Origin of the sequence: Arthrobacter sp. UYEF36 (assembly GCF_040547025.1) — a bacterium.
In the GTDB taxonomy this organism is placed as follows: Bacteria; Actinomycetota; Actinomycetes; order Actinomycetales; family Micrococcaceae; genus Arthrobacter.
In genome coordinates this window covers 115,488-130,457 of the sequence record NZ_JBEPOX010000012.1, presented here as the reverse complement: position 1 = coordinate 130,457, position 14,970 = coordinate 115,488, and the positions used below count along the sequence as shown (strand labels likewise).

The following is a 14,970-nucleotide window of genomic DNA, read 5'->3' as shown; positions in this document are numbered from 1 at the left end:
TAGCGTGGCGGAATGAACCCGTCGAAGACCCCGGCCGAGATCCTCGACATTGCCGGCACCGAGGTTCGCATCTCGAGTCCGGACAAGGTGGTGTTCCCTGAGCCCGGTCTGACCAAGCTCGATCTGGTTGGCTACTACCTCGCCGTCGCGGATGGTGCGCTGCGGGGCGCCGGCGGACGGCCCATGGTGCTCAAGCGCTTCCCGAAGGGGATCGGCGCTGAGCCGTTCTTTCAGAAGCGCGTGCCTGAAAACCACCCCGACTTCATCGAAACGGCGACGCTGCACTACGCGTCGGGGACATCAGCCGAGGAGGCCGTCATCCGGGATGCTGCGGGACTGGCGTGGGTCGTGAATCTTGGATGCCTGGACCTCAACCCGCACCCCGTGCGCGCCGAGGACCTTGAGCACCCCGACGAGCTCCGGGTCGACCTCGACCCGATGCCGGGGGTCGACTGGTCGCAGATCGTCGACGTCGCCTTTGTGGCGCGGGAGGTGCTCGACGATGTGGGACTGGTCGGGTGGCCGAAGACGAGCGGGTCGCGGGGACTCCACATCCTGGTGCGCATCGCACCCCAGTGGTCGTACCGCGACGTGCGGCTCGCCGCCGAGACCCTCGCCCGCGAGGTCGGGAACCGCGCTCCGGGCCTCGCCACCGCGCGGTGGTGGAAGGAAGAGCGCGGCGAGAGTGTGTTCGTCGACTTCAACCAGAACGCCAAGGACCGCACCGTGGCGTCGGCGTACTCAATCCGGCCCCTGCCCGACGCCCGGGTCTCGACTCCGCTCACATGGGACGAGGTCAGCTCCATCCGGCCGGCACAATTCACGGTGCCCACGGTGCTCGAGCGCTTCACCGTGATGGGCGACCCCCACGCCGGCATCGAGGACGCGGTCGGGTCACTGGACAGACTCATCACCTTGGCTGCCGAGCTCGGCCCCGCCGAAAAGCCGCCGCGCGGCGGCGACGGCTCGGGCCGGCGGCAGTCGGTGATGCCGCTTATCGAGGTGGCACGAACGAAGACCAGGCACGAGGCGCTCGCGGCGCTCGACGAATGGAAGACCCGGCATGCGGGCCTCGTCCCGGCCCTGCATCCCGCCGACGTACTCGTCGACGGTATGCGGGGATCCAGTTCGCTCTGGTACCGGGTGCGGGTGAACCTGCAGCACGTCCCCGAAAAGGAGCGTCCGCCACAGGAGGAGCTCATCGCCGACTACGACCCCTGGGCGGGCAAGGAGTGGCCGGGGCGCCCTGAGGCGTGACAGTACTGGCAGTTCCACCCGCTGCCACACTAATCGCCGACTTCATGGATCCGTCTAGAGGCAGGACCGGTGTTGGTGCTAGGGCTTTCCGGCCTGCAGGCTGAATCTCGCAAATTCGGCCTTACGCCGCTGGGCGTCCCCGTAGCAAAAGATGGCAACATGGGAACATGACTCCTGCTCACGGTCTGTCCGGCTTCTTCCGGCGTCCCCACCCCATCAAACCCAAGACCGGTCAAGAATCGGTGTGGGACTACCCGCGGCCGCCAAGGGTCGAACCGCGATCCGAACGCGTCATCGTGCGGCTTGGCGGGCAGGTGATTGCCGACACCACCGATGCAGTGCGCGTCCTGGAGACGAGTCATCCGCCTGTCTACTACCTGCCATTGGACGCGTTCCCTGCCGGTGTACTCGTCCCGGTCGAGGGCACCAGCTTCTGCGAGTACAAGGGAGAAGCACACTACTTCGACGTCGCTGCCGCCGGAGTCGTCGCTCCACGTGCCGGGTGGACCTACCCGGAACCCACCCGGGGGTTCGAGGCGCTCAGCACCCGGGTGGCCCTCTACCCGGGTCAGATGGACTCCTGCGAAGTCAACGGCGAGCAGGTGACTTTCCAGGAAGGTAACTTCTACGGCGGTTGGATCACCAGGCAGATCGTTGGTCCGTTCAAGGGCGGCCCGGGCACGGCCGGGTGGTGAGCACATAGCTTTTGCGCCGGCAAGACCTGCCCCGGACTTTGCGTCTGGTGGCGCCGTAGGTGGTTCGGGGGCGGCCGCCAGTTTCAGTGCACTGTTGGTGTTAGTGCTCCGCTTCTGCGGCAGCCTTCTTGGCGTCTTTCTCAGCATCCTTCTCGGCGCGCAGAGCATTCGCCTCGTGCTGTTCCTCGGCTTTTTCCTGGTGGATGACCTCTGCGAAGAGCTTCTCCATCTCCTTGGCCACACCGGCGGCTGAGGCCGGGTTCTGGCCGGTCACCAGCCGGTCGTCAACCACGACCTTCTCCTCAAAGACATCAGCGGAGACGTGGGTGGCGCCCTGTTCCTCAAGTCGGTCTGCCAAAAAGAACGGGATGACCTTGTCCTTCCCTGCGGCAACCTCCTCGTCGTTGGTGAAGGCGGCCACCTTCCGGCCCTCGACGAGGCGCAGCCCGTTCTCCAATTCCACGTTCAGCAGGCCGGCAGGCCCGTGACAGACCGCGCCCACCAAGCCGCCGGCGTTGTAGACGCTGGCCACCAGATTCTGCAAGCCTTCGCTGTCCGGGAAGTCCCACATGGTGCCGTGGCCGCCCACGAGGTAGACGGCGTCGTACTGGTCGGGATCAACGACGTCGACGCGGGCGGTGTTGTAAAGACCGGCGCGCGTGGTCTCGTCCTCGGTGAAGGCGACCTGGATGGGATCTTCTGAGTCCACCTCGTCGCGCGGGGGCTGGCCGCCCTGGATGGACGCAAAGTCGACAAAATGCCCGGAATCCTTGAAGACCTTCCAGGGATGTGCAGCTTCGGCCACGTTGTAGCCGGTCTTCTCTCCGGTATCGCCGATCTCGGAAACGCTGGTCAGTACCATGAGGATTTTCTTCATGAAGTGTTCCTTTCGTCTAGCTTCCCAGCCTACTCCCAGTCCAATTCCGGTCCGCCCTCCCCGTCTGGGAGGGGTCCCAGTTCCTGGGAACCGGGATACCCCTGGTGGGAGGCTCCCCCACCGGTCAGAATTGTCAGTCGCGTGCACGAACCGCTATGGACGCTGAGGCCGATAGGCGTTCTGCTAGTTCAGCGGTCAGCTTGCTGGTTAGCCCTGCCGGGCCATGGCGAAGGACACGGTGGGCGTAGGCGAGGGCGCCTGACATTTCCTTGAGCAGTTCCGGGTTGATGTTCGTGATGGTGTCGCACGCCCTGTGGTAGCAGGAATCAAAGGTCCTTGCCAGCCACGCCGCAACCGGGCCGGCGTGCCCGAAAGGAACCGTCGCCGTCGTGGAACGCCCTGACGCCGTTCGGCGAGGCTGCCATGTCCACATTCAGGTTGACCGCTCTCCTGCGGACTTCGACGGGACGACCTGGACAGAGCCAGGCACCGTGAGCGCGGTGTGTCGCCGAATACGACAACTCCCCGCTCCGTGCACGCCCGGGGATCTCTAACCGTTCCGCACAGCAATTCCACAGGCGATCCATAAGGAGGACACAGTCGGCGAGCCCACTGTTGTTAGAACTGAGGAAGCCGCAAACACGACGGCGGGGTGACCAGTCGATCCGCCGGTTCAAGCCCCGAAAAGTGAGGTGCCACCCATGTCACCAAAACGCGAACCACGCTTCTGGAACCGTGGAAACGCACCCTTAATCATCCTGGGCGTCGGTCTCGTCCTGGTAATGATCGCCGCAGTGATACTCCTATGGATTATCAATGGTGCCCCGGACATCTCTCGCCTCCCAGGGTCCTAGGCAAACTGGCCTGGCCCGGACCAGGACACTCCTGGACCCCTCTCCGAACGGGGCGTTGCCGGTAAGCACCACAATCTGGGGTGCGAGATCATCGACGGTGCCGCGAAGGCCAAGGATTCCTTAATCGAACCTAATCCGTGGCACATGATCCGCCGGTCAAAGCTCCGGTGCGTGCTCCTCGGGCAGCGCGCCCTCATCCTCGGGGTGACGCTTGAGGTTGAGCAACGCAAGCGCCAGGCCGCCCCACACTGTGAGGACGGCAATGATCATCATGGTAATTGCGATGGGTGTCATTGTGCTGTCTCCTCTTCTTCCTCGTCCACCACGGATTGATACTCCGGGTCATGGTGGGCCTTGGATTTGCGACTCCAGGGGATGAATGTCAATACCAGCGCCAGAACCACGAGCCCGCCGGCCATGCCCCAGCCGAACAGGCCCACAAACCACCCGGGATAGCCCTCATATGTGGTGGAGATCTTGCTGATGAATTCGTTGGCCACCAGGTAGATCAGCGCAAGGGGCACCAAACCGGCCACCAGCACCATCCACGCCCGGCGCATCTTAATCGTCGAAGTGCGGTTGAGGTGGGCTGACAGCAGTGGAAGCTTACGCAGGATCCATGCCAGCACCACCACGGTCACCAGCGCCCCGAGCGTGATGCCGAAGCTGTTGACGAAAGCATCGGAGGTGTCCAGGAGGTATAGGCCCGTTGCCGTCGGGAAGAGTGCCAGCGACACGGCCGCGACCAGCCCGCTGACCACTACTGAAGCCTTGACCCGCCCCCAAGCCAGCTTGTCCTGCACCGCCGCCACGATGACCTCCAGGACCGAAATCAGCGATGTAACCCCCGCGAAAACCAGGGATCCAAAGAACAGGACCCCCATGAGCGCCCCGAACGGCGCCTGGGAAACAATGGTGGGGAACGCTACGAACGCCAGCCCGATGCCCTGGGTGACAACATCGTTGACACCGGTTCCGGCGGCCTGGGCCATGAACCCCAGTGCGGCGAACACGCCGATGCCGGCCAGGATCTCGAATCCCGAATTGGAAAAGGCGACCACCATGCCCGAACCAGTCAGGTCGGTCCTGCGCTTCAGGTAGGAGGAGTAGGTGACCATGATGCCGTAGCCGACCGAGAGCGAAAAGAAGATATGCCCGTAGGCCGCAGCCCACACTGACGGATCTGCCAAAGCGGCCCAGTCCGGGGTGAAGAAGGCGTTGAGCCCTTCTGCTGCACCTGGCAGGAACAGCGATTGGATCACCAGCAGTACGAACATCACCATCAGCAACGGGAGCAGGATTGAGTTGGCGCGTGAGATTCCCTTGCGTATTCCGGCCACCATGATGACGATAACAACGATCCAGATCAGCAGCAGCGGGAAGAAGACGGACGGCACGTAATTAAAGCCGACACCCGGCGCCTCGGAGACGTTGAGGAAAGTCCCGAAGAAGTAGCCCTCGGCGTCGTCCCCCCACGCCTCGGTGAAGGAAAAGATGGTGTACATCAGGGACCACGCGACAATCACCGCGTAGTAGGCTGCGATGACGAAGCAGACCAGCACCTGCCACCACCCCAGCGGCTCGGCCGCCCGGTGTAGCCGACGGTAGGCAAGCGGGGCGGAGCCGCGGAATTTGTGCCCCACGGCATAGTCCAGGAACAGCAGTGGGATTCCCGCCGTCAGCAACGCCACGAGGTACGGGATCAGGAAGGCGCCGCCGCCGTTGTCATAGGCGATGTACGGAAAGCGCCAGATGTTGCCCAGCCCCACAGCTGAACCGATGGCCGAAAGGATGAACAGCCTGCGCGTGGAAAATGTCTCGCGCTTCACTGGTGCGGCGGAGCGGGAAGAGGACGGGCTGCTCATGGCGCCACGCCCCGCACAACGGTTGTTAGGTTCATGTTGCAGCGCTGGACACCGCGCTTTTCTGGCCGGTCCATGTGGGCTCGCTCTCGGATGAAGGTAGAAGTCCGATTCACTGGCTATGCCGCGACTTTACTTTTACCTTGCGTTTCATGGAAGCCCCGGCCTTTACGCCCGGCCTTTAACCCAAGAATTCCGTCCTTCCGCAGGAGTAGGTAGTTGGATGCTTCCTTGTGGGAGGAAGTCACATCAGTCCCTTTCCGCCGCAGGCGCCAGCCGCTCTGGTCTCATGCCGGCACGAAGGTCCTGACGGAATTCCTTGATGCCTTGGGCTCCGGCGGTGATGCTGCAGGGGGCGATTGTGCTGTCAGGTGAACGTCGGCCGGCCGGGGTCGACCTTTAGATGACGTTGACGGTATCGAGGTAGCGCGAGGCGAGCTCGATGTCGCCTGTGATCTCCACGTCGGCGTCGCGCCAGGAGGAGCGCTGCGTTCCCCAGTTGGGGAATGAGATGGCCGGGGCGGTAATGCGGGCTGCCGGGGCGTGGGAGCCCGCTGCGGCGAGGCGTTGGCGTCGATCCACCAAGTTCCGCCGCCGGGGCCCGTGAGCGTGAGGGTCAGTCCGGCGTCAGTTCCGGATTCCGGGGACTTCGCAGTCTGGTTGCTAAGCACCGCAGTCATCCAGTCGAGCACGGCGCGCATCCGGTTCCCGTCCGTCGGAGGCGTCGGCATCCCGAGGGCGGGGGCCATGTCGTGGCGGAGGTGGGTGTGCAGGTCGAGACGAGGGCACCGCCCACGAGCAGCGCCATCGGGAATTTCCCGAGCTCGTTGAGCTGCATAGGGACCGCAGGCTGCGCACCATGTACCAGGACGACGTCGACCTGATGGATGAGACGTGGCTTTTACCGTCGCCGAACGTCCGCGTCCCGGGCATTACCGAACTGCTGTTGGACTACTGGCTGGCGAACGGCCTCTCCATGCCAAGGCTGAAGACCGTCACGAGCCTGCAGACCACGCTGCCCCTCATAGCGGCCGACATGGGCATCAGCATTATGCCCCCGGAGATCGAGCAGATCGCCAAGACCACCGTGGTCACCCGCGAGCTGGACCCGCCACTCCCGCCGCTGCACGCCGTTGCGGTGTGGAGTGCGCAGCGTGAGCTGACCGAGGTTGCCGCGACCTTCGCGGACGTGCTCCTGGGTCCCCGCGCGAAGGGCGCACCCATGAGGACGGGCCCGGACACGCTCTAACCTCACTCCCCCGGCACCGTGGAGCCCAGGAACACGGGATCCATTTCCTCCCCGGCCTCGTATCGGCCGTTGAAGAGCTCGACGGCGGCCGGTGCCAGTGAATTCGAGCCACGGGTCCGCCACAAACAGGCTCATCATGCCGTGACGGCCGCTGAGCCGGACCTGGCCACGGAACTTGCGAACCTCGGCATGCGCCCCGCCACCCCCAGCCGGCCCGCCGCCGTCGGGCTCAAACTGGAAGTAGCTCCCGCTGACGATGGATGCCCCCCGCCTCGGAAGACGCGCTGCCGTCCGGCAGGCGGGACAGATAGCTAATGAAGCTCCGCTTGATGCCCCAGGGAAGTGCCGGGGCACCGTGTTGGATCTTATTCATTCCCACTGCTCAGAGCCCGAGCTTCAGCGCACATCCACCCTTGGAGCGGGAGACGCAGATGAACATGCTGTCGCAGCTGACCTTCTCGTCGTCCGTCAGGATGGAGTCACGGTGGTCGGGGGTGCCCGAGATAACCGGCGTTTCGGAGGTGCCGCAGGTCCCCTCGCTGCAGGAGGAGAGGGCAGGGAGCCCTGCCGCCTGGGAGACTTCGAGGATGGATCTATCGGCCGGGAGTTCTGGCTGTGCCGGTTCTTCCGGTTTTGCTGCGTCGGCCATGAGCTGGTCAATGCGTGCCGAGCCCGCCTTGGCGGCTTTGAGCGCGCCGGCGTGCTGGAAAGGTTCCGCCAGTGCTTTGTCTGCCTGTTCGACGCGCGACCCGGTGCGGTTCACACCGCCGTCGAGCGGGTGGTTAGGCTGGGTGGATGGCGACAGTTATTCTCGTGCGGCACGGCCGCACCACAGCCAATGCCACTGGACTGCTGGCCGGTCGGGCCGTCGGCGTCAGCCTGGACCAGATCGGGCGCGACCAGGCGGCTCTGACCGGAGACCGGCTCGCGGCCGTGCCCGTAGTCGGGGTGGTGTCGAGCCCTCTTGAGCGTTGTCAGCAGACCGCCCAGCTCATCCTCGATCGCCAGGCTGGCACGCCGTACGCGCCGGTCGATCTCGATCTCACCGAGTGCGATTACGGCCAGTGGCAGGGCCGCACGCTCAGTGATCTCGCGACCGAGGATTTGTGGCCGGTTGTGCAGTCGCAACCGTCCGCCGTCGTCTTTCCCGGCGGTGAATCCATGGCCGCGATGCAGGCTCGGTCTGTGGCAGCGATTCGACGCCACGATGCAGCCTTCGAAGCCGAGTACGGGCCAGCGGCGGTGTGGGTGGCGGTGAGTCACGGTGACATCATCAAGTCAATCCTCGCCGACGCGCTCGGCATGCACCTTGACCTGTTCCAGCGTATTAACGTGGGCCCCGCCTCCATATCGATCGTGCGCTACGGCGCTAGTCGGCCGAGCGTCTACGCGACCAACACCGACGCGGGTGATCTGTCGTGGCTGTCTAACGGCATCCACTCTGGCGATGCGCCGGTGGGCGGCGGTGCAGGGCAAAAGGCGCCATGAACCTTATGTGCCTAAAATACTGACATGCCTACACGTGTTCATGAGTTTGCCTGGCCTGATCGGGTCGTCGTTGGCACCATTGGCCTTCCGGGGGCGCGCACGTTCTACCTGCAGGTACGCGCAGGGACGCAGATCGTGAGTATTGCCCTGGAGAAGCAGCAGTCGGCTCTGCTCGCGGAGAAGATCGACGAAATTCTCGACCAGCTCATCACCGTCGAGGGCAACCCCTTCAGCGTTCCCACGAGTACTCCCATTGAACTTGTCGACAATGACCAGCTCGAGGCCGTTCAGGAGCAGTTTCGCACCGGCGCCATGAACTTAGGGTGGGACCCAACCACGGCCCAGGTCGTAATAGAGGCCTACCCCATCACCGATGTCGATGCTGATGACAACGACGAATCCCTTGATGAGGACGGCGCTAACGAGCCCGAAATGCTGCTGGTGCGAATGCCGGTCGGCACCGCCCGCGCGTTCGCCAAGCGCACCCGTGAGATCGTGGGCGCCGGGCGTCCGACGTGCCCGCTCTGCGGTTACCCCATGGACGCCGACGGGCACATCTGCGCCCTTCCCGAGGTCTGATGCCAGCGCCGGACCTAGTGACCACCGAGCTGACGCTCACCGGCCGCATCACGACGGCTTCAAACGCTACATTTCTGGGCAGCATCGGCGACGTCGCGGTCGTCTACAAGCCGATAGCAGGCGAAAGTCCGCTGTGGGATTTTCCCCACGGCACCCTGGCTCACCGGGAGGTGGCCGCCTACCTGGTCTCGCAGGTCTTCGGCTGGGACGTCGTACCGCTCACCTGGCTGCGCGATGGTCCGATGGGCGAAGGAATGGTGCAGCTCTGGCAGGAGCAAGACCCCACCCAAAGCGCCGTGAACCTGGTCGCGACGGACGACGTGCCGGAGACGGGCTGGAAACACGTTCTTGAGGGACGAGATGAGAACGGACGGATGGTCGCCCTCGTTCACGAAGACTCGCCGGCGCTCAGACGCATGGCGGTGTTCGACCTGGTCGTCAATAACGCCGACCGCAAAGGCGACCACATTCTTGCCATGACGGACGGCCACCGGCACGGCGTGGACCATGGTCTCACCTTTCACCGTGACCACAAGCTGCGCACGGTGCTGTGGGGATGGCTCGGAGACGCTCTGACCGCTGAGGAACGCGACGGCATCGATCGTGTCAGCGAAGGACTGCACGGTGGGCTGGGCCGAAACCTGGCGGATTTGCTCAGCGCCGAAGAAATCGCATCGCTCGCCGCGCGCTGCGCCCGGTTGAGCTTGGCAGGGCGGTTTCCGGCTCCGAGCGGTGAGATGTCGGCGGTGCCCTGGCCCCTGTTCTAAGGGAATCACGGCTACGGGCTTCGCCGGCTGTGTCACGTTGATGGCGGCCCAACAGCCAAACCCTGCACCTGCTCCCCCACAACTTCACAGGCGGCCTGGTCAGGCCCTCGCTTGTTGGGGACTCTTGGGCATGCCGCGCAGGGCTCTTGATCGCTAGGCTCTTCATATCGGTTCCACCTCCGTTCATCCCCTTCATGGCCTGCAATGTCGAGAGCCACGTGACCGGGCGAAGACCCTCAGAACCGCCTCCCCGCTTACTCGCCTGAGTCAGGCTCCAATCAGGGAATGATGGCGATGGCACCGACCTCGGCCATCGGTACGGTGCAAGCCTCTTCCCAATCGACTCCGAGCCGGGGGTTCGGGCAAAAACCTCTGTTCTTGCAGTTGGCACCATCATTTTCGTCATCTGGGCGATCCGATTTTCGTTGTGGCAACGGGATGAGTACTGGCGGGAACGCGGCAAAGACCCTAAGCATCCCGAACGCTTGCACAATCGCCCGAGTACGTGATCTCGGCTATGGACCTCGTTGAACACGAACGTTCCCACCAAAGTCTCAGCAGGTCTCTGCCGAAGCCGGCAGGGCCGTTTCCGTAGTCCCCGATTCGTTGCTGCCTTGGGAGCAAGAGCGGGTTCCACAATGGCAGCTATTTGGGCGCCGAGTGAAAGCAAGGTGCACCGCAGACGCGAAGATTGCAACGCGGCCTAGTTTGCCCGTCTGCTCGCCAGATGCCGTGCGATCAAGCGAATGGATATGCCGACACCGAGTCCAACCGGAACCAAATATAGTGGGCCTGACCGCGCGAAGAGCTGACCCAATAAGGCGCCGACGACTGCCGCGGCGACAATGATGACGAGGATGATGAGTGTTAGCTTCAGCTCAGTCACTGTGAATTTCCCTTCCAGTGGTGCTCCCCAGGACCACACCCGACCGTCGGTCACGTCGATCGTAGGAGTGTCACCTACCGGTCCGCAGACCGGACTGCTCGGCCGGCTCAGCGCCGCGGCTGTTCGGCGCGATTGCCCCCGCGAGGCACCCGAGGCGTTATCGGCTAGCTCGCTGACACATCGATCAGCACCTTGCCGATGATGCTCGCTTCCACTGCCGCGTGGGCCGCAGCCGCGTTAGCCAGGTCAAAGCGATGCAGCGGCAGGCCTGCGGCCTCTCCGACCGGAATGGCGCCGTCGGCGATGGCCGCATTGATGTCCTCGGCGGCGGCGTGCACCGCCGCCGTGCCAACGGTATAGAGCAACACGAACTGGTAGCGGACGTTGAGGCTGAAGTGCCTGCGCACGTCCAGGGTCACCTGATCGCCGCCGTTGTTGGCGTAGACCGCGATGGAGCCGCGGTTGCGGATTACTGCCAGGTCGAGTTCCGCGTTCTGCGCAGGCGCCACCTCCACGATCTGGTCGACGCCCTCGGGAGCGATCCGGCGGATCTCCGCGGCCGCGTGGCTTTCCCGGTAATTGATGACGTGATCAGCGCCGGCGGCCGTGGCCAGCGCAGCCTTCGCCGGTCCACTCACGGTCGTGATCACAACGGCGCCGGCCCACTTGGCGAGCTGGATCGCCGCATGGCCCACGGCGCCGGCCCCTCCAGCAACGAGAACCACCTTGCCGTCCAAGGCTCCCGGGCGCAGCCGCCGCGGGCCGTCCTCGGCGATGGTCAGGGCCCTGTGGGCGGTGATCGCGGGAACGCCCAGGCTTGCGCCGAGGTCGAACCCGGCATTCTCCGGCAGCAGAAAGACCCGCTCGGCCGGCAGGACGGCGAACTCTTGGGCTGTCCCGCCGTCGGCGCGCTGGTAGGCGGCCAAGGCCACCCAGACCCTGTCACCGACGTGGAGATGCTCGACGCCGGGTCCGACGGCGTCCACCATTCCGGCGCCGTCTTGGTTCGGCACGACCTCCGCGAAGGGCAAGGGCTCGCCCGGTCTGGCACCGCGGCGCGATTTCCAGTCGGTGGGGTTCACCGCAGAGACCATGATCCGCACGCGCACCTCCCCGCGCCCCGGGTCGCGGATCTCGCGGTCGACGAGTTCGAGAACAGACGGATCACCCGTGGCACGGTACACGATTGCTTTCATATTCAGACCTAACGCCGGTCTGGACCGAAAATTCCCGCCGTGTCGCGATAAACTGGATCGATCATGATCGGTGCCCCGCTCCGTCTTCTGGTCTGGTTCGTCATCCTGGCGACCCTCCTCTCGGCCTGTACACCTACGGTCAGACTCGATGAGGCCGCCGTTCCACCGATCCAGACCTCCTACTCGGCCCCGCCGGCCGCACGCGATGGCGTCCCCGCTCCTCACCGGCCCCCGTCCCCCACCCCGACGCCGGTTCTCACGCCGCCCCCGGCGCCCCAGGCGTTCGCCCTCAACCTCTACCAGGAGGGCGACTTCGTGCCGCAGTACACCTTTGACTGGTGTGTGGCGGCGAGCATCCAGATAATGCACAACCTCATCGACGACACCGGGGCCGGCACGTGGACCGATCGCGTCCAGCAGGGGGAGCTGTGGGAGATGGCCCGGGCACGGTCCTTCAACTCGTTCAACGGTGCCAACCCCTTGGGTTGGGCGGAGGTGCTAACCGAGGTCGGGATGGGCCCGTACGCCGTCGTGAGCGTCGCCGACTATGAGGAAGCGCTGCAGACCGCGGCCCGAGCCATTGCCGACACGGATCGGCCGGTCGGGCTGGTCATGTGGCGCGGCCGCCACGTATGGGTGATGAGCGGCTTCGAGTCACTCGGCGATCCCGACCAGTTCCCGGAGTTCCCGGTCACCGGCATCCGTGTCCAGGATCCGCTCTACCCGTACGGCGACGACCAGTGGGGAACGTCCCCCGCGCCCAACGCCCTGCTCACCCCCGGACAACTGGCGACGCAGTTCATCGTCCGCGAGCCGCGACGCTGGAGCAGCGATATGCCGGCCGGCTACATGCTGGTGCTGCCGATCGCCAAGGGCTGATCAGCCTCTGATAGTTCGAATTTGCCGGCGTCCGTGCCGAGCGAGGAGCACGTTGACGTCGAATACGCGATCACCCGAGATGAACGGGAGGCCAGCGATTTTCGTCTTCGTCCCCTAGTGCCCTGCCGGTACCAGTCTGCCCGACGTAACGACTCCGCAGCGGGGTCCGCGATCGACTCTGAGGGATGCAACAAGGCCTGGCCAGCGTAAACATCACAGCGGCGAGGCCGCCACGTCGGGCAGGGCCGGCGCAAACCGTGAGCTACCGCCGAGGATGCCCCGCTTCACTAAGTAGGGACATACATGCCGACGGTGGGCGTCAGGACAGCCGAAAGTCGTCACCGATGTCGTCGGCAAGAACTTCTCCGCGGGCGTGTCCCTATTGCTTCACCGCCGCCCGGACAGCAGGCAGCACCTCGGTCGCCAGCATCGCGATGGATTCCAGGGTTTTCGACGGCGACAAACCGGCTAGGCCGACCTGGGCGAGGAAGCGGGTATGGCCTAGGATCTCGTGCTCCCAAAGGATCTTGTCGACGATTTCGGCCGGGCTGCCAGCGAAAAGCGCACCGCACGGGGCCGCCCAGGCCTCGAAGCCTTGCGCGATCGAGCCGCCCGGCGCGCGGCATGTTCTGCTGGATGTAAGAGGAATAGTGCAGGAAGAACGTGTCCTTCGCTCCCCTGCGAGGTCTCCTCCACGTAAAAATGCGAGGTCACGCCGATCCGCCCCGGCGTCTGGCCTGCCTGTGCCGCCGAGCGTCGATATAGTTCGACCAGGGGTCCGAACCCCTCGGGCGCCCGAGGATCGCCAGGTGCACAGGCAACCCAAGCCTTCCGGCACGCACCGCCGAGGCAGGCGTGCCGCCGACCGCAGCCCAGATCGGCAGGTCGGCCTGGGCCGGGCGCGGCCAGATTCCCGCATCCATCAACGCGGGGCGGGTAGTTCCGTTCCAGGTGACGGGGTCTCGTCGCGGCTCCGCAGCAGCAGCTCGAGCCGGTCCTCGAAGTACTCGTCGTACCGCTCCAGCGGCTGGCCAAAGAGCGGGAACGACTCCAGGTAGGCGCCGCGTCCGGCGGTGATTTCGGCGCGTCCGACGCTGATGAGATCCAGCGTTGCGAACTCCTCGAAGACCCGGACCGGATCGGCACTTGAGAGGACGGTGACTGTGCTGGTCAGGCGGATTCTCTTGGTCTGCGCGGCCGCTGCGGCCAGCAGGACCGGTGCGAGGACACCGCGAAGTCCCCCCGGTAATGCTCGCCGACGCCAAAGACGTCCAGTCCCGCCTCGTAGGCCACCCTCGCCCATTCGAGAATGTCGCGGATGCGCGCACCTGCATCCATCGGCTTCCCCTCAGCGTTGCGGGTGAGTTCGCCAAAGGTGAAAATGCCGATCTCAAAGGGGACGGTGGCGCTCATGCGCGTGCTGCCGCTTGAGAACCGACCTCAATGGCGAGGAAGTCGCGTACGTCGTCGAGCTTGGGTGTGTTGAACCCGTGTGCCAGTCCTGGATACACCCGCTCAATCAATGAGGTGTGCTGCGGGAGGTACTCGCTGCTGCGGGTAATCGCCGCGGGGGCGATGACCCTGTCGATTGAGCCTCGGCCCCAGAACAGGGCTGGTCGGCTGCCGCGCAGTGTCTCGTCGCCCGGCTGCGGTGCGCCCAGCACGAATCCGCCCAGCACTACGGGGGCCGGCACCCGTTCAGACCGCGCCCCCGGCACCCGGATTCTGCCCATTGGGTTCTCGCAGGGAGGGCTCATGGCTAGCCAACTGCTCCGGGCGGCGGGTCCAACCCAAGTGCGGAGCCCAGTGAGCCCAAGTCGTGCTCGTTAGAGCCGAAGCCATGCAGTAAGAGTGCGACCGAATCGGGAACCGCATCGGCGGTCGTGGTCGTGGTCGCGTCTCGGAGCGCTGCTTTCAGAGATTTACCAAATATCTAACTCACAATTCGAGACACTTCACATATCTCTCATCGCAGCATTGACAGTGTTCAGTAGAATTCGGTACTCTCCACAGAGATGCCCACGGGGGGAACTGAATGAATTTTTTCACAGGTACAAAACCCTTTTTAGTCCGACCATCGCCCTATCCGCGCGACCGTTTCCGATGCAGCGGACATCCTGATGTCCCCATTGCGCTTAGTTTCCGAGTCGACAAGGTGGCATAACTCCGGCTTTTGTCGAAAGTTGCGATACTTGGTTGCCTTCCGATGGCGGCTGGCCGCGCGGCCCTCCGGAGCCAGACTCCTTCCCGTAAGCAGTAGAGCAGGCGTCCACTCGTGTGCACAAAAGTAATCGACGTAGGTCTGGTTTTGACTGGCGCACCATGTTCTGAATCGGTTCCCTATGCGGGCACCCAATACCTCGACAGTAGGACTCGTCGTC

The 14,970-nt window shown here is 64.4% G+C and carries 17 protein-coding genes; 7 read left to right on the top strand and 10 right to left on the bottom strand.

The window, feature by feature from the left end; genetic code table 11:
- Positions 1-12: 12 nt before the first annotated feature.
- Positions 13-1,257 (top strand): non-homologous end-joining DNA ligase, encoded by a 1,245-nt coding sequence (gene ligD, locus ABIB29_RS17025; protein WP_354173982.1) that lies wholly within the window; start codon positions 13-15, stop codon positions 1,255-1,257.
- A 167-nt stretch (positions 1,258-1,424) separates the two neighbouring features.
- Positions 1,425-1,952, top strand: coding sequence for a DUF427 domain-containing protein (locus ABIB29_RS17020; RefSeq protein WP_354173981.1), 528 nt, complete (start codon positions 1,425-1,427; stop codon positions 1,950-1,952).
- A gap of 100 nt (positions 1,953-2,052) precedes the next feature.
- Here the strand turns inward: ABIB29_RS17020 and ABIB29_RS17015 are convergent, their stop codons facing one another.
- From ABIB29_RS17015 to ABIB29_RS16995, 5 genes are all read right to left on the bottom strand, one after another.
- Positions 2,053-2,829, bottom strand: a complete 777-nt coding sequence (locus tag ABIB29_RS17015; protein WP_354173980.1) for a type 1 glutamine amidotransferase domain-containing protein — start codon at positions 2,827-2,829, stop codon at positions 2,053-2,055.
- Between the two features lie 133 nt (positions 2,830-2,962).
- Positions 2,963-3,262: a M28 family peptidase gene (locus ABIB29_RS17010; RefSeq protein WP_354173979.1), complete on the bottom strand. Its 300-nt coding sequence runs from the start codon at positions 3,260-3,262 to the stop codon at positions 2,963-2,965.
- A 577-nt stretch (positions 3,263-3,839) separates the two neighbouring features.
- Entirely contained in the window at positions 3,840-3,977 is a 138-nt protein-coding gene (locus ABIB29_RS17005) for a methionine/alanine import family NSS transporter small subunit (RefSeq protein ID WP_256247571.1), read from the bottom strand.
- Complete coding sequence (locus ABIB29_RS17000; protein WP_354173978.1) at positions 3,974-5,548, bottom strand: sodium-dependent transporter; 1,575 nt, start codon at positions 5,546-5,548, stop codon at positions 3,974-3,976. Before ABIB29_RS17000 ends, ABIB29_RS17005 begins: the two co-directional genes overlap by 4 nt.
- Before the next feature lie 396 nt (positions 5,549-5,944).
- The gene (locus ABIB29_RS16995) at positions 5,945-6,127 is read right to left on the bottom strand and encodes a hypothetical protein (RefSeq protein WP_354173977.1); all 183 of its coding nucleotides are present in this window, start codon (positions 6,125-6,127) and stop codon (positions 5,945-5,947) included.
- A gap of 277 nt (positions 6,128-6,404) precedes the next feature.
- On the opposite strand from ABIB29_RS16995, the gene ABIB29_RS16990 reads away from it, so the two are divergent.
- Positions 6,405-6,794, top strand: a complete 390-nt coding sequence (locus ABIB29_RS16990) for a LysR substrate-binding domain-containing protein (RefSeq protein WP_354173976.1) — start codon at positions 6,405-6,407, stop codon at positions 6,792-6,794.
- A gap of 2 nt (positions 6,795-6,796) precedes the next feature.
- Here the strand turns inward: ABIB29_RS16990 and ABIB29_RS16985 are convergent, their stop codons facing one another.
- Both ABIB29_RS16985 and ABIB29_RS16980 read right to left on the bottom strand, forming a co-directional pair.
- Entirely contained in the window at positions 6,797-6,919 is a 123-nt protein-coding gene (locus tag ABIB29_RS16985) for a hypothetical protein (RefSeq protein WP_354173975.1), read from the bottom strand.
- 257 nt (positions 6,920-7,176) lie between these two features.
- Positions 7,177-7,557, bottom strand: a complete 381-nt coding sequence (locus ABIB29_RS16980) for a 2Fe-2S iron-sulfur cluster-binding protein (protein WP_354173974.1) — start codon at positions 7,555-7,557, stop codon at positions 7,177-7,179.
- 32 nt (positions 7,558-7,589) lie between these two features.
- Here ABIB29_RS16980 and ABIB29_RS16975 point away from each other — a divergent pair, with 32 nt between their 5' ends.
- Genes ABIB29_RS16975 through ABIB29_RS16965 form a run of 3 tightly spaced genes read left to right on the top strand, consistent with a single transcriptional unit; the run spans position 7,590 to position 9,628 of the window.
- Positions 7,590-8,282 carry an MSMEG_4193 family putative phosphomutase gene (locus ABIB29_RS16975; RefSeq protein WP_354173973.1) on the top strand — a complete coding sequence of 231 codons (693 nt, stop codon included), beginning with the start codon at positions 7,590-7,592 and terminating at the stop codon, positions 8,280-8,282.
- 24 nt (positions 8,283-8,306) lie between these two features.
- The gene (locus ABIB29_RS16970) at positions 8,307-8,861 is read left to right on the top strand and encodes a DUF3090 domain-containing protein (RefSeq protein WP_354173972.1); all 555 of its coding nucleotides are present in this window, start codon (positions 8,307-8,309) and stop codon (positions 8,859-8,861) included.
- On the top strand, positions 8,861-9,628 hold the full coding sequence (locus ABIB29_RS16965; RefSeq protein WP_354173971.1) for an SCO1664 family protein: 768 nt from the start codon (positions 8,861-8,863) through the stop codon (positions 9,626-9,628). Before ABIB29_RS16970 ends, ABIB29_RS16965 begins: the two co-directional genes overlap by 1 nt.
- A 1,050-nt stretch (positions 9,629-10,678) precedes the next feature.
- Here ABIB29_RS16965 and ABIB29_RS16960 read toward each other — a convergent pair.
- Positions 10,679-11,710 (bottom strand): NADPH:quinone reductase, encoded by a 1,032-nt coding sequence (locus tag ABIB29_RS16960; RefSeq protein WP_354173970.1) that lies wholly within the window; start codon positions 11,708-11,710, stop codon positions 10,679-10,681.
- Positions 11,711-11,773: 63 nt separating this feature from the next.
- On the opposite strand from ABIB29_RS16960, the gene ABIB29_RS16955 reads away from it, so the two are divergent.
- Complete coding sequence (locus ABIB29_RS16955) at positions 11,774-12,589, top strand: hypothetical protein (protein WP_354173969.1); 816 nt, start codon at positions 11,774-11,776, stop codon at positions 12,587-12,589.
- A gap of 922 nt (positions 12,590-13,511) precedes the next feature.
- On the opposite strand, the gene ABIB29_RS16950 is transcribed toward ABIB29_RS16955, so the two are convergent.
- Together ABIB29_RS16950 and ABIB29_RS16945 are read right to left on the bottom strand one after the other, a co-directional pair.
- A complete protein-coding gene (locus ABIB29_RS16950) occupies positions 13,512-13,892 on the bottom strand; it encodes an LLM class flavin-dependent oxidoreductase (protein WP_354173968.1) in 381 nt (126 codons plus the stop codon).
- Between the two features lie 106 nt (positions 13,893-13,998).
- Positions 13,999-14,283, bottom strand: coding sequence for an alpha/beta hydrolase (locus ABIB29_RS16945; protein ID WP_354173967.1), 285 nt, complete (start codon positions 14,281-14,283; stop codon positions 13,999-14,001).
- Between the last annotated feature and the right edge of the window lie 687 nt (positions 14,284-14,970).

Bases quoted from the DNA above. Each gene is read 5' to 3' on its own strand.
- ABIB29_RS16990 (WP_354173976.1), top strand. From the start codon at position 6,405: ATGTACCAGGACGACGTCGACCTGATGGATGAGACGTGGCTTTTACCG.
- ABIB29_RS16955 (WP_354173969.1), top strand. From the start codon at position 11,774: ATGATCGGTGCCCCGCTCCGTCTTCTGGTCTGGTTCGTCATCCTGGCG.
- ABIB29_RS17000 (WP_354173978.1), bottom strand. From the start codon at position 5,548: ATGAGCAGCCCGTCCTCTTCCCGCTCCGCCGCACCAGTGAAGCGCGAG.
- ABIB29_RS16975 (WP_354173973.1), top strand. From the start codon at position 7,590: ATGGCGACAGTTATTCTCGTGCGGCACGGCCGCACCACAGCCAATGCC.
- ABIB29_RS17015 (WP_354173980.1), bottom strand. From the start codon at position 2,829: ATGAAGAAAATCCTCATGGTACTGACCAGCGTTTCCGAGATCGGCGAT.
- ABIB29_RS16970 (WP_354173972.1), top strand. From the start codon at position 8,307: ATGCCTACACGTGTTCATGAGTTTGCCTGGCCTGATCGGGTCGTCGTT.
- ABIB29_RS17005 (WP_256247571.1), bottom strand. From the start codon at position 3,977: ATGACACCCATCGCAATTACCATGATGATCATTGCCGTCCTCACAGTG.
- ABIB29_RS17010 (WP_354173979.1), bottom strand. From the start codon at position 3,262: ATGTGGACATGGCAGCCTCGCCGAACGGCGTCAGGGCGTTCCACGACG.
- ABIB29_RS17020 (WP_354173981.1), top strand. From the start codon at position 1,425: ATGACTCCTGCTCACGGTCTGTCCGGCTTCTTCCGGCGTCCCCACCCC.
- ABIB29_RS16950 (WP_354173968.1), bottom strand. From the start codon at position 13,892: ATGGGCGAGGGTGGCCTACGAGGCGGGACTGGACGTCTTTGGCGTCGG.
- ligD (WP_354173982.1), top strand. From the start codon at position 13: ATGAACCCGTCGAAGACCCCGGCCGAGATCCTCGACATTGCCGGCACC.
- ABIB29_RS16965 (WP_354173971.1), top strand. From the start codon at position 8,861: ATGCCAGCGCCGGACCTAGTGACCACCGAGCTGACGCTCACCGGCCGC.
- ABIB29_RS16960 (WP_354173970.1), bottom strand. From the start codon at position 11,710: ATGAAAGCAATCGTGTACCGTGCCACGGGTGATCCGTCTGTTCTCGAA.